This window comes from Maribacter sp. PR66 (assembly GCF_028464205.1).
Classification (GTDB): domain Bacteria; phylum Bacteroidota; class Bacteroidia; order Flavobacteriales; family Flavobacteriaceae; genus Maribacter; species Maribacter flavus.
Genome location: NZ_JAQPCH010000015.1, coordinates 1 through 13,904, shown reverse-complemented (window position 1 = coordinate 13,904; position 13,904 = coordinate 1). Strand labels below are relative to the sequence as shown.

18 protein-coding genes are annotated in these 13,904 nt (G+C 39.2%); 16 read left to right on the top strand and 2 right to left on the bottom strand.

Going from position 1 to position 13,904, the window contains the following annotated elements:
• Positions 1-289: 289 nt before the first annotated feature.
• From PP181_RS17360 to PP181_RS17310, 11 genes are all read left to right on the top strand, one after another.
• The gene (locus PP181_RS17360; RefSeq protein ID WP_272638022.1) at positions 290-1,279 is read left to right on the top strand and encodes an AraC family transcriptional regulator; all 990 of its coding nucleotides are present in this window, start codon (positions 290-292) and stop codon (positions 1,277-1,279) included.
• A 106-nt stretch (positions 1,280-1,385) separates the two neighbouring features.
• Complete coding sequence (locus tag PP181_RS17355) at positions 1,386-1,748, top strand: hypothetical protein (RefSeq protein WP_154919666.1); 363 nt, start codon at positions 1,386-1,388, stop codon at positions 1,746-1,748.
• The gene (locus PP181_RS17350) at positions 1,732-2,226 is read left to right on the top strand and encodes an anthrone oxygenase family protein (RefSeq protein ID WP_272638021.1); all 495 of its coding nucleotides are present in this window, start codon (positions 1,732-1,734) and stop codon (positions 2,224-2,226) included. The genes PP181_RS17355 and PP181_RS17350 overlap by 17 nt, the downstream gene beginning before the upstream one ends.
• A 39-nt stretch (positions 2,227-2,265) precedes the next feature.
• On the top strand, positions 2,266-2,670 hold the full coding sequence (locus PP181_RS17345) for a DUF5367 family protein (RefSeq protein ID WP_272638020.1): 405 nt from the start codon (positions 2,266-2,268) through the stop codon (positions 2,668-2,670).
• A gap of 62 nt (positions 2,671-2,732) precedes the next feature.
• Positions 2,733-3,584 carry an NmrA family NAD(P)-binding protein gene (locus PP181_RS17340; protein WP_272638019.1) on the top strand — a complete coding sequence of 284 codons (852 nt, stop codon included), beginning with the start codon at positions 2,733-2,735 and terminating at the stop codon, positions 3,582-3,584.
• 257 nt (positions 3,585-3,841) lie between these two features.
• Complete coding sequence (locus PP181_RS17335) at positions 3,842-4,387, top strand: carboxymuconolactone decarboxylase family protein (RefSeq protein WP_272638018.1); 546 nt, start codon at positions 3,842-3,844, stop codon at positions 4,385-4,387.
• A 61-nt stretch (positions 4,388-4,448) separates the two neighbouring features.
• Positions 4,449-4,721 carry a hypothetical protein gene (locus PP181_RS17330; RefSeq protein WP_272638017.1) on the top strand — a complete coding sequence of 91 codons (273 nt, stop codon included), beginning with the start codon at positions 4,449-4,451 and terminating at the stop codon, positions 4,719-4,721.
• A 32-nt stretch (positions 4,722-4,753) separates the two neighbouring features.
• Positions 4,754-5,182 carry a nuclear transport factor 2 family protein gene (locus tag PP181_RS17325; RefSeq protein WP_272638016.1) on the top strand — a complete coding sequence of 143 codons (429 nt, stop codon included), beginning with the start codon at positions 4,754-4,756 and terminating at the stop codon, positions 5,180-5,182.
• 18 nt (positions 5,183-5,200) lie between these two features.
• Positions 5,201-6,088: a helix-turn-helix domain-containing protein gene (locus PP181_RS17320; RefSeq protein ID WP_272638014.1), complete on the top strand. Its 888-nt coding sequence runs from the start codon at positions 5,201-5,203 to the stop codon at positions 6,086-6,088.
• 299 nt (positions 6,089-6,387) lie between these two features.
• A complete protein-coding gene (locus PP181_RS17315) occupies positions 6,388-7,404 on the top strand; it encodes a transporter (protein WP_272638013.1) in 1,017 nt (338 codons plus the stop codon).
• Entirely contained in the window at positions 7,394-8,932 is a 1,539-nt protein-coding gene (locus tag PP181_RS17310) for a phosphatase PAP2 family protein (RefSeq protein WP_272638011.1), read from the top strand. Before PP181_RS17315 ends, PP181_RS17310 begins: the two co-directional genes overlap by 11 nt.
• A 116-nt stretch (positions 8,933-9,048) precedes the next feature.
• On the opposite strand, the gene PP181_RS17305 is transcribed toward PP181_RS17310, so the two are convergent.
• A complete protein-coding gene (locus PP181_RS17305; protein WP_154919680.1) occupies positions 9,049-9,318 on the bottom strand; it encodes a hypothetical protein in 270 nt (89 codons plus the stop codon).
• A 182-nt stretch (positions 9,319-9,500) separates the two neighbouring features.
• Positions 9,501-9,890: a hypothetical protein gene (locus PP181_RS17300; protein WP_154919682.1), complete on the bottom strand. Its 390-nt coding sequence runs from the start codon at positions 9,888-9,890 to the stop codon at positions 9,501-9,503.
• Positions 9,891-9,954: 64 nt separating this feature from the next.
• Between PP181_RS17300 and xerA the strand changes: the two genes are divergently transcribed.
• From xerA to PP181_RS17275, 5 genes are all read left to right on the top strand, one after another.
• Positions 9,955-11,082 carry a site-specific tyrosine recombinase/integron integrase gene (gene xerA / locus PP181_RS17295; protein ID WP_272638010.1) on the top strand — a complete coding sequence of 376 codons (1,128 nt, stop codon included), beginning with the start codon at positions 9,955-9,957 and terminating at the stop codon, positions 11,080-11,082.
• A gap of 69 nt (positions 11,083-11,151) precedes the next feature.
• The gene (locus tag PP181_RS17290) at positions 11,152-11,913 is read left to right on the top strand and encodes a helix-turn-helix transcriptional regulator (protein ID WP_272638009.1); all 762 of its coding nucleotides are present in this window, start codon (positions 11,152-11,154) and stop codon (positions 11,911-11,913) included.
• A 3-nt stretch (positions 11,914-11,916) separates the two neighbouring features.
• A complete protein-coding gene (locus PP181_RS17285) occupies positions 11,917-12,390 on the top strand; it encodes a GyrI-like domain-containing protein (RefSeq protein ID WP_272638008.1) in 474 nt (157 codons plus the stop codon).
• Positions 12,383-12,811, top strand: a complete 429-nt coding sequence (locus PP181_RS17280) for a DUF1801 domain-containing protein (RefSeq protein ID WP_272638007.1) — start codon at positions 12,383-12,385, stop codon at positions 12,809-12,811. The genes PP181_RS17285 and PP181_RS17280 overlap by 8 nt, the downstream gene beginning before the upstream one ends.
• A 165-nt stretch (positions 12,812-12,976) precedes the next feature.
• Positions 12,977-13,618 (top strand): hypothetical protein, encoded by a 642-nt coding sequence (locus PP181_RS17275; RefSeq protein ID WP_272638006.1) that lies wholly within the window; start codon positions 12,977-12,979, stop codon positions 13,616-13,618.
• Positions 13,619-13,904 lie beyond the last annotated feature (286 nt).

Below are 13,904 nucleotides of genomic sequence, written 5' to 3'. Positions count from 1 at the left end.
AACTTCCTCTGTTCTGAGCAGACATAACGATACTTTTAACTACAGCGTAATAATGAACAAACGGAGCTCCAATTATGAAACGATATTGAACGTAGTTCAATCCGTCATCAATAATGAAATCGATACCAGAACAACATGGCCCAATGTGGACTTGTTTACCGAAGATTGACGAAAAGGCAATTTACGGAAGTACCTCGCATCGGCCTTTCAAGATAGTAGGTATTCATGCCGATAACATCGGTAAATAAAATAAATAATGACAATCTATAGGAGTTACTGAACGATACTGATGAAATACTTCTCCGTCAACCTTTATAAAAAAATACTTAACTGCGCCATTGGAGAAGGTTTGACAGAGGCCGATATGGAAGATTTACCCATTTCCATTGAGGATGCCGATGATTTAAAATTTGTATCCGCTGATGAACATTTAAGGGCTCATGAGATACTTGATAAAAAACTAAGGCCAGGTTTTGCCATAAGGGTTGGGGCGCAAATGAAAATGGATGATTATGGTGTCTTAGGATTATCATGGAGAACCTGTTCAAAGGTGAGCGAGATTTTTGATCGAAGCGAGCGATATTTTAAGTTACTCTCCAATACCTATAATTGGGAAGTCCAGAATGGCGGGGAGATTTCCCATATAATTCTCAATAGGGATGCAACAAGAAGAGGTATGCAACTGTCCTCCGAAGCTAGTTTAGCGGCTACAGTAGTCGTGACACAGGCGATGTCCGAAAAAGTGTTGTCGCCCATAGAAGTATGCTTTAAACATGACCCTCCCAAAGATTTGAGTAGCTTCAATGAAGCATTAAAGTGTAAAATACACTTTAACCAACCCAAATACTCAATTAGCTATAGAACGGCTGATCTAAATCTAAGAACCGCCAAGGCGGACGCCAGTATTAATGCATATCTGTTAAAACAAGTTGATGAGGAGACTAAAGGTATCAAGATTTCGGGCAATAAGTTTGTAAGGGATGTTGAAGCACTTATTAAAGATGCACTCCCAACTGGTATCCCAAGCATTCATCACATCAGTGATCTTACGGCCATGAGCAACAGGACCCTTACCAGAAGACTATCCGAAGCAGGTGTTACCTATCGTGATTTGGTGAAAAAAACCCAGGAACATCTCGCAAAGGAAATGTTACGCGATAATGCCTACAACATTGGAGAAATTGCATTTTTAACAGGTTTCTCAGAGCAGAGTGCATTTAATCGGGCATTTAAGAAATGGACTGACCTTACTCCTACAGAGTTCCGCAAAAATAGCTAACATTCCCCTTTTGGCGTAAACTGTCAAATTGTTGTCTTGAAGTGTCAAAAAAAACTTTTGAACGCTACGCACCTTTGTATCATCAAATTAACTACCTGATACATTGATGACAACACTCGTAAAACATGCAATCATAACTTTTCTGACGCTCCTGGTCGGTTCAAACCATAAAGGCGCACTCATCGGTGTAAACGAAAATCCCATGGTTGTAGCTGTTCCAAAAGACCCAAAAAAAGCGGCTTTTCAAATATTGGAGAACAAATGTAATGTGTGCCACAACGTACGAAACAAAAGACGTGTGTTCACCCCCGAAAACATGAATACTTGGGCCAATGACATTTATACGCAAGTTTATATAAAGAAAAGAATGCCCAAGGGTAAGAAAATAAAACTCACCTCCACCGAGTATCAAGACTTATTAACCTGGATATCATCTCCTAAAACAAATCAAAATGGAAGTAAACTTTAAAATCATCGTATTGCTGTTTGGCATCTTATTTACTGGATTAACGGCGGGTCTATGTTTCACATGGTCCAATGCCATAACACCGGGTATTGGCAGATTGGATGACTACGGATTCTTACAATCGTTCCAAGCCATGAACCGAGCCATTATCAACCGTAGTTTTCTAATCGTCTTTTTTGGACCGGTGATTCTTTTGATCCTCAATGCCTTCTTGCACCGCAACGCGCATCCGGCCAGCTTTTGGTCCTTTATCCTTGCGGCCATGCTTTTCTTCGTTGGAATAGGTCTTGTCACGGTTTTCAAAAATGTGCCACTAAATGAACTCTTGGATACAACCGTCCTGGAAAAAGCAACCCAACTGGAGTTGGCAGAATTACGAAAAACCTTCGAAGGGCCTTGGAACAAGTGGCATGCGGTCAGGACAGTTTGTTCTACGCTCTCTTTCATCTTATTGCTTACAGGAATGATAGTCAATAAATAAAAATCATATCAAAAATCATAAATCAAAAAACGAACGATCATGAAACTAATTAGAACTATTGGCTTTGGGGTATTGATTTGGATAATTGGAGTGAATTTATATGCCCTATCCTTTTATCTCCCCATTCTGGAGGATGCGGAAAAACAGGGCAATATCTGGCTATCCATCATCATTATTCCCGTGGTTTGGTTTTGTTCCAAACTGTACTATAAAAAGGGTGAAACCCTCCACGGTATATGGGCAGGGGGTATTTTCTTCGGTATTTCGGCAATCCTGGATGCGCTTATCACAGTGCCGTTTACCGTATTGCCCTATGGAGGTACCTATGCCGATTTCTTTAGCGACTTCGGGTTTTGGTTCATTGGCCTGGAGTTTATAGCGACCACCTATGTTTACTGGCATACCAACGTTCGTAGCAAAAGAACCATCGGAAATTATCAATAAAGACTTAAGAAAATTTCAATCACCTAAAACGCAATTAATATCAATTTTTAAAACAAACACACATGAAAACAGAGAACATTTTAGTAATTGGAGGATCTGGAAAAACGGGTCGTCGCGTAGCGGAAAATTTAATGCAAGTTGGGCATAATGTCAGGATTGTGGGAAGAAAAACGACCCCGGCCTTTGATTGGGAAAATCCTGAGACCTACGATGATGCCCTAAAGGATATGGACAGGGCGTATATCGTTTACTATCCCGATCTGGCCGTTCCGGGGTCCAGGGATTCCATAACAGCACTTACTGAAAAAGCTTTAGAAGCAGGATTGGATAAGGTAGTCCTACTCTCGGGTAAAGGAGAGTCCGAAGCGGAAGCTTGTGAAGAAATCGTGGCCAACTCCGGACTCAATTATACCCTGGTCAGGGCATCTTGGTTCAACCAAAATTTCAGTGAAGGAGCCTTTCTAGATTTTATTTTGAACGGGACCGTTGCCTTGCCCATGCCAGAGGCACGGATTCCTTTTGTGGATGTCAATGATATAGCAGATGTGGTTACAAAAGTGTTGTTAGATGATTCCTATAATGGGCAGACCATAACCGTTACCGGACCCCAAAAAAGAACCTTTAAGGAGGTCGTTGCCATCATGGCGGAGGCATCCAAAAAACAGATTCAATTTGTGCCCATATCTATCGAGGAATTTAAGGATGGTATGCGAAAGGCCGGTTTACCCGATTCTTATGTTTGGCTTTTTGGGTATTTGTTCAAAGAAGTTTTAGGAAATCCGGAAAACCAGGAAGTTTCAAATGATGTTGCGAAAGTACTCGGTAGACCTGCCATAGATTTTGAAACCTTTGCTTTTAAAACTGCAGGAACCGGAGTTTGGAATCAAAAAACCAAGGAAGTATCCTCTATATAGAAACATAGTTATCCATTAATCATAAATTAAAAACGACCTTGTGACACAAGGTCGTTTTGATTTTAACTGGCTTTAGAAATCTAGGAGTTATTGTACCGATAGAGGGCTAAAATTTTAACTAAAGAACGACTAACTCTTCTTTTGTACGAAACTGGGAAAATCATCCATTCATTGGCGAAAATCGTCCATTTTAAACAATACCCATCTTCCCAAACTTTGCAATGTCAATAATGACATACAATTTTAATTATAATCACATGGAAAATGTAACTGCAACGGAATTTAAGGTTCCAACACGGGAAGATGTAGCTCCCATCAATCAAGCGATTTTTGACAATCTAAACAAAGCCCTGGGCTTTGTGCCAAATCTATATGCTACCATAGCCTATTCGGAAAATGGTCTAAAACGATTTTTGGACTACCAGAACGCAAAAACATCCTTGAGCAACAAAGAAAAAGAAGCCGTAAACCTGGTTGTAAGTCAGGTCAACGAATGTGTTTACTGCCAAAGTGCACATACCGTGTTGGGCAAGATGAACGGTTTTAACGATGCTCAATTATTGGACATCAGAAAGGGAAAAAACGACAATCCCAAATTGGATGCCCTAGTGAAATTAGCCGCTGATATTACCTTGAACCGTGGTAAGGCAAATAACGAAACCGTTGAATACTTTTTTGCCCAAGGGTACACGAAGGAAAATCTTGTAGACGTCATTTTACAGGTAAGTGATAAGACAGCCATGAACTATTTGCACAACCTAACTAATGTGCAAGTAGATTTCCCCTTGGCCGAAACATTATAAATCATTTGGGAAGTACGCATTCACCTGGTGTACTTCCCATTACATTTCCAAAATCATTAAAATGAAAGCGTTAAAAAGTATACGAGAATTTTTTAGTAAAAATCCTGCCTTTCCCAAAAGTATAACTCCGGAATTTGTGTGTCCAAATTGCTGGGGAAGACAGGAATATGGGGGCGAATTTTTCATGGCCCAAAAAACGGACCATCCCACAGTTATGGAACGAAGAAAAGGATGGGTTAGATCCTACGCAGAGCAAAATTTAAAAGGAATGTATCCTAAATACAACATTACAAAGGAAATATGCAATGTATGCTTTCAAAGCCATGCAAATTAAATAATATTTTTTTAACAAAACACTAAAGAAAAATGGCAACTGAAATTGTAATCACGAAGAAATATCCACTTCCACCATTTAACGAGGAAACGGCAAAACTTAAAGTTCAAATGGCAGAGGATTCCTGGAATACTAAAGACCCAGTAAAAGTTTCCAAAGCGTACACAGTTGATTCCAAGTGGAGAAATAGAACACAATTCATCAATGGAAGAAAAGAGATTGTTGAATTCCTGACCCAAAAATGGAAATCCGAAAAGCACTATAAGCTAAAAAAAGAGCTTTGGGGTTTTAAGGAAAATAGAATGGCCGTTAGATTTGAGTATGAATTTCAAGATAAATACGACCAATGGTACAGAGCATATGGAAATGAACTTTGGGAATTTGATGAAAATGGTTTTATGCGGAAAAGATTTGCTAGTATCAATGACCTAATAATCGAAGAATACGAAAGAAAACTATAATAAAACCTTCAACCAATTGTGATACCGACGAACATCTATACCCTTATTGAACCTAAATCCGGGAATTTAGCGCTTAAAATCCATCCTTTCGAAGTGGAAAATCCTTTTGAGGAAACCCAAAGACTAAACCATTATTCCCTGATTTGGGTTCAAAAAGGTAGGGGTATACTTACCTCTGAGTTTCATGAATATGAATTTCATGAGAATATGTTACTGTCCTTTTCGCCCTACCAACCATTTTCCTTCAAATCTACTGAGGGTCTTACGGGCATCGTTGTCCAGTTCCATCCCGATTTTTTCTGTATACACAAGCATCATCAAGAAATTGCCTGTCACGGGGTACTTTTCAATAATATCTATGACACGCCCATTGTCCTAGTGGATGGGAAAACCGCCACAAACTTTGAAATTATCATTGAACAACTCAAGGAGGAAATCAAGAAGTCCGCATTGGCCCAATACGAACTACTGGTGTCCTATTTAAAAATTCTTTTGATTACGGCATCAAGGCTTAAAAGGGAGCAACAGTCTGCAAAGGAAGAAGCCCCTCTCAGCAAAGAAGAACCTTTTATCCTACAGAACCTAAAGAACTATATAGAGTCACATTACAGAACAAAACACTCCGCGAGCGATTATGCGGATATGTTGGCGATTACACCAAAGGCCCTTTCAAAGCTTACGAAATCACATTTTAAAAAGACCTTAACCGATTTGATATCGGAACGCATCATCATTGAGGCGAAAAGGGAACTTTATCCTACTAATAAAACGGTGAAGGAAATTGCCTTTGAACTAGGTTATAACGACGAATATTACTTTAGTCGGTTTTTTAAGAAAAACGCGGAGGTATCCCCTCAAATTTATAGGGAAACCGTAGGTTTTGACCGAGCCGCGGCGAGTACTTAAGTTATCACGGTCCGATACTCCATATCGATGAACGAAATTTTAGATTATAGTAGGGGCTACTTGCCCATCCAAAAATACATGAGCTCTTAATGACCTTTTATGGGGCGAAATTAATCTTCCGCTTGCCCCATTAACTTTATATTAAGCCTACTTAATCTTCTTTAATTTTTCATTAATCCTTTGGAATTGATTCCCTATCTATCTTCGCCAACAATAGTGAAGTAATTTTGTGGGCCCTTCCTAACGGGCTATACCTCAAATCCTACTATCGCTAAACTTGTAACGACCAACTAAAAAATATGGAAAATAATTCTAGGACCAGTTTTTGGCAGAAATCCTTTTATATGGATTTTAACCCAAAATGGTTTTTTCTACAACTCACGCTCACGGCATTGAGCCTTTTTACACATTCCGATCTGTTATCACAAACACCTACGGATGCATTGATGATGCCATCAAGAAATGCATGTGTATTACTTAGTTATGACATGGGCCAGTTCGACCGTTATTGGGAAGGGGATTATCTAAGAGGTAATGAGACCATTGCCACGGTACATAGAAACACCTTCTTGCCCATGGCAGCTATCAGCATACTTGGCGACCTTGATCTTTATGTAGGCTTACCTTATGTAAAAACGGAATCTTCCGAACCCAATGGTGGTAGGTTTGAAGGTGCCAATGGTTTCCAGGATTTTATGGCGGCACTAAAGTATAGGGCTTTGGAAAAACAATTGGGAAAAGGAACATTGAGCCTATTGTCAACCGTTGGATTCTCGACCCCGGCCACCAACTATCTTTCCGATTACATGCCCTATAGTCTAGGTTTCGGGGCACCGGAGTTTTCCCTGCGAGGTATCGCACAATATGATTGGAACAACGGTTTTTACGTACGCGGTATGGGCGGTTATCTATGGCGGGGTTATACAGAGGCTGAACGGGACTATTACTACAATAATGGCAGTTATTATTCATCGACCATGGATGTTCCCAGTGCCTGGAACTATGAGGGAATTTTAGGCAAATGGTTCCTAAACTATTCGTTGAGGGCAGAATTAAGCTATTCGGCCATCAAATCCACTAGTGGCGATGATGTAAGGGATTACAATGCCGCCCAACCTACAAACAAAGTGCAATTTGAGAGAATCGGGGCATTTTTACAGTATTACATTCCTTCAATTAAAGGTCTGGGACTTGTTGCCTACCATAGCCGGGTGGTCAATGGGCGAAACACAGGAAAAATGGCGAACACAGGATTTGGGCTTACCTATCAATTCAACTACTTAAAGGACAAAAAAGAAATAGAGGATGAAAACTAAATATATAATCTTCGGGGCAATAATGGTGTTGATTCTAGCCAATTCCTGTGAAAAGGACATTCCCCGCTATACAGAGTTCAAAAGTTACGCCTACGCTAACAATGATGAAAGTGGAGGGAATTGGGTTCCTGTTTTATTGGATGGGGCTACCGCTGTCGATATTGCACCTCCCGAAACAACCACATCGACCGCTTATTTGACCGAGATAGCCGATATAAAATCCAAAATGGATAACATCAATGACAATCAACGTAAATCCATTGAATACTGGACCAACAATGCCGTGGTACGATGGAACGAAATTGCATTGGAACTGATTGCAAAGTACAACCTGATTCCAGGACCTAACGATGATGATACCTATACACTACCTAATCCAAATACACCGGATGGTCCTCCCGGATTTCCGTTTTCACATCCACCTTATGCCAGTAGGGCACTTGCCTATCTTTCAGTAGCGCAGTTCGATGGCCTGATATCCGCATGGCATTACAAATATCAATACAACAGACCGGCACCTTATCAAAATGACGCATCCATAAGTTACGCTTATGAACCCAACGACATTCCCTCATACCCTTCCGATGGCGCTGTATTGGCACGTGTTTCAAAAAATATACTTTCGACAATGTTCCCATTGGAGGTCGCATATCTGGAGAGGATGGAAAAAGAACATTTGGAAAGTCTATTATTATCTGGAGGTAACGTACAAAGCGATATTGATGCCGGAGTTATCATTGCAAATTCGGTATCGGAAATAGCCTTGGAAAGAGCGGCAAACGACGGTATGAAAAATGCCCAGGCACCAAAGGCCGTTTCGGATTCCATTAAAGCAGCCGCCTTTGAAAGATTCGGTTGGCAATGGGAAAATCTTGAACTTCCCGTAAGGCCGGTAGGATTGACACCGTTGTTCGGGAAAGTCAAAATGTGGAGTATTGATGATGTTGAAAGTGTACGTCCCATACCTCCACCACCTCTTGATTCCCAAGAGTATCGTGATGATGTTGAAATATTAAAAAATTATGCCGATAACATGACAGAGGAGCGCAGGGCCATTGCCAATTTTTGGCAGGATGGTCTGGGCACCTATACGCCCCCCGGACATTGGAACCGCTTCGCAAATGAATTTATAGTGGAAAGCAAAATGAACCCATTACGCAGCGCACGCACCATGGCCTATATGAACATGGCGATTATGGATGCCGGCATAAGTTGCTGGGACGCTAAATATTACTACCACTATCCGAGACCTATCCAAACGATTCCCGGTTTTAGGACCATTGCAGGGACCCCTAACTTCCCTAGTTATACTTCTGGGCATAGTGTATTCTCTGCAGCGGCATCCGAAGTACTGGCATACATCTTTCCAGAAAAAGCACAGATTGTACGGGCATGGGCAGAGGAAGCCGCAATTTCCAGGGTATATGGAGGCATCCATTGGACTTTTGATGCCACCGTTGGTACGGATCAAGGTAGAAATGTGGCGCAGTTCACTATTGATGTCGCCAAGTTGGACGGTGCGGATTGATAGAATAAAAATTAACTTGAGAAGGGTAATTTTAAACCTTAATCTAAATATTTAAAACTGCCTACATGTTGGCCTATTAAAAACGGCCCTTATTGGAATTGATTAAGGAATAATTGCTAGTCCATTGTGGTACTCCGTAGGTTGGATGTACTTTCCATTTTAGAAATTTCCGTGAGGGTAGACTTGATCAAGGTTTCCAACTGTTTTCTTTTCTGCCTGCAACGGATTTGTTTGAGTTCAAATTTGCTTCTGCTAAGCAACCTTTGGCAATAATCCAATCGGGTAGCAACGGACAGTTCCAACATGGTCTTGGCATAAAGTTCGTCCAATTCCACCAAGGGCGGGTTGTTGGGTCTTAAAAATTTGAAATATCGGGATAATCGCATGACAACATCGGCTTAACAATAGAATTTTCCACAAGAAGCTTGCCAAAATGCCTAAACTTTTGCCACAAAACATCCTATTTCTTGGAACTGTAATTGAATAGTCGAAATCCACGTAATGTCGCTTTGAACGATCTGCCTAAAATTGGGTGTATTGCTGTCCAGAAAAAGATTCCTGAAAAAATTTAGGGTTCGTATTTCCTTCCCATGTAATCCTGCCATGTGACCAGGACATATTTATCCTTTCCGTTTTCGCTTTTCCTTAGAAAACCAAATTCGTAAACAAAGAAATATACGTCGCCCTTTTTGTTCTTCCAATAATGGGTGAAATACTTAGGGTCGAACCCCTCCCCTATTAATTCGCCCTGCCTAATTATGGTGTATCCTGATTTGTTGTACTTTTTTAAAATTCTCCTGTTTATCTTCAATTGTCTATCGACCTTAAGGTAAAAGGTCTCCGTTTTCTGCCTGTGCTCATATTGGTCTATGGACTTACATTTTTTGGAGCAGAACTTCTTATCGGACCTACCTTTTACCAAAACACCACAAACCGGACATTTTTTTGAATCAGTCATTTACAAACGCATATTATAGATATAATATATCGCTCAAATTACGAAACTTCGATAAACTTGTTGTATGAACGAAATGAAATCCATAACACTGTACCATTTAATGATCGACGATCGTAAAATGATTGGTATCAAGTTTTTGCCCGATAGACTTATTCAGAACTTGATCAAAGGTCTTCCAAACCCTAAATGGAGCGATAAATACAACATGGCCTACATACCCAATACCAAAGCCAATCTTGGAATCATTTTCAATACCTTCAAAGGTGTCGTCTGGATAAACTACAATCGGTTTTTTACCAATAGACCCGTACATACCAAAAACTACACCGTGGATGTAGCCTGGTTCAGGAATAGAAAACCGATTCCCGATTACCGATTTTGTCCCGAGGAATATCTATTGAAATTGGAGTTAAAACGATATTCGTTTAGTACGGTAAAGACCTACGTATCCTTCTTTGAAATATTCATCAACTATTATAAGGAAAAAGAGCTACATACGATTGACGAGAGTGATATCAGGGCGTTTTTACAGTGTCTTATACGGAAGAAGGTTTCCAATTCCTATTTGAACCAGGCAATTAACTCCATTAAATTCTATTACGAGGTAGTATTGGGTATGCCCAACCGTTTTTATGAGATTGAAAGGCCCCGTAAAGAGTCAAAGCTGCCAAAGGTCATTTCCAAGGAAGATATCATTGCGATTATCGAGAACACCAATAATCTTAAGCACCGTTGTATTGTAAAACTTTTGTATGGTTCAGGCCTTAGACGAAGTGAGCTTTTGAATTTAAAGATAAACGATATAGATAGCACGCGAATGCTGGTCAGGGTCGAAGGTTCCAAAGGTAATAAGGACAGGTATACTTTATTATCAAAATCAACACTTGATGATCTTCGTCTGTATTACAAAGAATGGAAACCTCAGGAATATTTGTTCGAGGGAAGGAAGGCATCGAAATATACCGCAGAAAGTGTATTGAACATCGTCAAAAAAGCAGCAGAAAAGGCTGGTATAAGAAATACGGTCACCCCACATATATTACGGCACAGTTTTGCGACCCATCTTTTGGAATCAGGTACAGATCTTAGGCAGATCCAAGTACTTTTAGGCCATGGATCCAGCAAGACTACCGAAATATACACCCATGTGGCGACAAATACCTTTAAGAACATTAAAAATCCATTAGATTAGTCCGGATAAAATAGAAATATAGTAACTTGTTACTATATACAATTGTTAGCCACAAGCTGAAAAAAACGAATGGACAAAGAAAAACCCAGACTTGCAAGATTGACAGCAATCCTAACCCAATTACAATCGAAACGGATTGTAACTGCAAAGGATATTGCCGAAAAACACAATGTAAGTATCAGAACGGTTTATCGGGACATCCGAACTCTTGAGAAGTCGGGAATTCCAATTGTGACGGAAGAAGGAAAAGGATATTCAATCATGGAAGGTTATAAACTTCCGCCAGTTATGTTTACCCAAGGCGAAGCGAACGCCTTAATAACAGCAGAACAACTAATCAGAAAAAATAAAGACCAATCTTTGACCGAACAATACGAAAGTGCTGTAACAAAAATCAAGTCAGTCTTAAACTACGCCCAAAAAGAAAAAGCGGAATTGCTGACTAACAGAATACAGGTACGCAATAATCGTGAGAATGAAAAAACAAGCAAATATCTGATACAACTTCAATCGACTATATCAAATTATCAAACAATTAAAATTGATTACCTGTCATTGGAAAACAAGCAAAGTCAAAGAAAAATAGAACCGTTTGCACTTTACACTACACAGGACAATTGGATACTTATCGGCTTTTGTAAATTAAGAAATGACTTTAGAGCGTTTCGGCTTGATTGTATCCTAAAAATAGAAATCTTAGGTAGTCATTTTGAACCACATAAAATGACTTTGCAAGAATATCTTGAAAAATGTACTGAAAAATACAAGGATACCCCTGACACACCTTTGGCACAAGGTCAATCTACTTTTGCATTAAATCATAAAATTTAAAAAATGCAAACAGTAAAAATTGAATCTTTTAACATTATTGGAATCTCGATTAGAACAACAAACGAGAACGGACAGGCAAGCGAAGAAATTGCAGAACTTTGGGGTAAGTTTATGTCTGAGAGTATTTTGGAAAAAATCCCTAATAAAGTTGATAATAAAATCTATTCACTTTATACGGACTATGAAGGCGACCATACAAAACCGTATACGGCAATACTTGGTTGCAAAGTTGAAAATTTGGACAATATTCCCAACGGAATGGTTGGTAAATCATTTAGTGGAGGAACATACACCAAGACAACTGCAAAAGGAGACTTAATGCAAGGATTGGTCGTTAACCAATGGTCGAAAATCTTTGAGATGGAATTGGACAGAACCTTTAATGCCGATTTTGAAATTTTCGGTGAAAAAGCACAAAATCCTTCTGATGCGGAAGTAGATTTCTATGTAGGTATAAAACGAGAAACGAATGGGTAAACTAATCTTAAAGACAGACCCAAGAGTAAATGAAGTTTTTGCGAATTATCCCGACTTTGTTCGGGATAAATTGCAACATCTTCGGGAATTAGTAATAGAAACAGCAGAAGAAATTGAAGGAGTGACTGTTTTGGAAGAAACTTTGAAATGGGGAGAACCCAGTTTTGTCACTAAAAACGGTAGTACTTTACGAATGGATTGGAAAGAAAAAACACCTGACCAATATGCAATGTATTTCCAATGTACAAGTAGATTAGTTGATACTTTCAGGTTAGTTTTTGACCACAAATTTCAATACGAGGGAAAACGAGCAATCGTTTTTCAGTTAAACCAAAAAATCCCTGAATTGGAACTCAAAGAATGCATAAAAGCATCTTTGATTTATCACAATGTAAAGGAACAAATTACATTGGGAATATGAGAATGAATAAAAAAGCCAGTGGCTAACAATGTATAAAAATAATAGCGGTTTAATCGCTAAAACCAAAGTAAGTAAATATAAAAAAGGTCTGTTTTTAACCGAAAAGTTAGTGCTTGTAAATCCGCTACTATTCTTATACTAGACCGTTAGGCACAAGCTGAAAAAATGAAATTACTATTTCTCTTTATTCTGCTGTTAATCGCAATAGAATTCCAGGCTCAAACCAATCCTGGAATTGGACTTGTATCAATCGGTTTTGACGATAAAACCAAGCTAGAATTTTACGAGTCCGAAATGGACAATGAACCCACGGAGGTTCTAGAATTTTTTCTTGATTCAACAATAAGCAGTTTGAGTATCCGAAATTTAAATACACAACACAAATGGTTGAATCCAGAAGTATTGTGGCTAGATTATCATGAATTTACTTTTCGCTGTGTTTCAAAAACTGAAGATTGCTTTGAGATAATAGTTGACAACGAGACAGGAAAATCAATGTGGTTAAAAAAATCTGAACTGACCTTGTTTAGTACTTGGGAAACCTATCTAATGCGCATGTTTGGAATTGAAAGATTAAAAAGCAATCCCCAAAAAATAAGGATAGGACCAAGTGAAAATTCAGCAGAAATAAAATATGAAGGAACAGATTGCTTTATTGTAAAGAGAATGAAAGACGATTGGATTGAAATAATGACACCCGATTATTGCGATGAGGACTATACTGACAGTAATACACCTCTAAAATCAGGATGGATAAAATGGCGGAATGGAAATGAATTGCTAATAAACTATTTTACGACAAGTTGAAAAATAAAAGCCAGTGCCTAACACCGGCTATAATTCATTGCTGCATATTCGCTAAATTGAAACCCATAAACCATTAACAGGGCCCGATTTCTAACCGACAATTTCCTACGGAAATCGCCGCAACGAAATCATAGCCCAACCGTTAGCGTAAATGCCGTTCAAATTTATTGGTTTCGGCATTTTTTGAATATGATGGTCGCTCTTCTTTTGGTAGGTACTCCCCTATTTTGGTTTCGGTGCTCTTAAAAAATAATTATCGGTTCGGGGCCTTCCCTTTTTTGCCCCG

Excerpts from the sequence above, each read along its gene's own strand:
- PP181_RS17315 (WP_272638013.1), top strand. The coding sequence starts at position 6,388 with ATGGAAAATAATTCTAGGACCAGTTTTTGGCAGAAATCCTTTTATATG.
- PP181_RS17290 (WP_272638009.1), top strand. The coding sequence starts at position 11,152 with ATGGACAAAGAAAAACCCAGACTTGCAAGATTGACAGCAATCCTAACC.
- PP181_RS17305 (WP_154919680.1), bottom strand. The coding sequence starts at position 9,318 with ATGCGATTATCCCGATATTTCAAATTTTTAAGACCCAACAACCCGCCC.
- PP181_RS17285 (WP_272638008.1), top strand. The coding sequence starts at position 11,917 with ATGCAAACAGTAAAAATTGAATCTTTTAACATTATTGGAATCTCGATT.
- PP181_RS17360 (WP_272638022.1), top strand. The coding sequence starts at position 290 with ATGAAATACTTCTCCGTCAACCTTTATAAAAAAATACTTAACTGCGCC.
- PP181_RS17300 (WP_154919682.1), bottom strand. The coding sequence starts at position 9,890 with ATGACTGATTCAAAAAAATGTCCGGTTTGTGGTGTTTTGGTAAAAGGT.
- PP181_RS17275 (WP_272638006.1), top strand. The coding sequence starts at position 12,977 with ATGAAATTACTATTTCTCTTTATTCTGCTGTTAATCGCAATAGAATTC.
- PP181_RS17280 (WP_272638007.1), top strand. The coding sequence starts at position 12,383 with ATGGGTAAACTAATCTTAAAGACAGACCCAAGAGTAAATGAAGTTTTT.
- PP181_RS17330 (WP_272638017.1), top strand. The coding sequence starts at position 4,449 with ATGAAAGCGTTAAAAAGTATACGAGAATTTTTTAGTAAAAATCCTGCC.
- PP181_RS17325 (WP_272638016.1), top strand. The coding sequence starts at position 4,754 with ATGGCAACTGAAATTGTAATCACGAAGAAATATCCACTTCCACCATTT.
- PP181_RS17335 (WP_272638018.1), top strand. The coding sequence starts at position 3,842 with ATGGAAAATGTAACTGCAACGGAATTTAAGGTTCCAACACGGGAAGAT.
- PP181_RS17345 (WP_272638020.1), top strand. The coding sequence starts at position 2,266 with ATGAAACTAATTAGAACTATTGGCTTTGGGGTATTGATTTGGATAATT.
- xerA (WP_272638010.1), top strand. The coding sequence starts at position 9,955 with ATGAACGAAATGAAATCCATAACACTGTACCATTTAATGATCGACGAT.
- PP181_RS17310 (WP_272638011.1), top strand. The coding sequence starts at position 7,394 with ATGAAAACTAAATATATAATCTTCGGGGCAATAATGGTGTTGATTCTA.
- PP181_RS17340 (WP_272638019.1), top strand. The coding sequence starts at position 2,733 with ATGAAAACAGAGAACATTTTAGTAATTGGAGGATCTGGAAAAACGGGT.
- PP181_RS17355 (WP_154919666.1), top strand. The coding sequence starts at position 1,386 with ATGACAACACTCGTAAAACATGCAATCATAACTTTTCTGACGCTCCTG.
- PP181_RS17350 (WP_272638021.1), top strand. The coding sequence starts at position 1,732 with ATGGAAGTAAACTTTAAAATCATCGTATTGCTGTTTGGCATCTTATTT.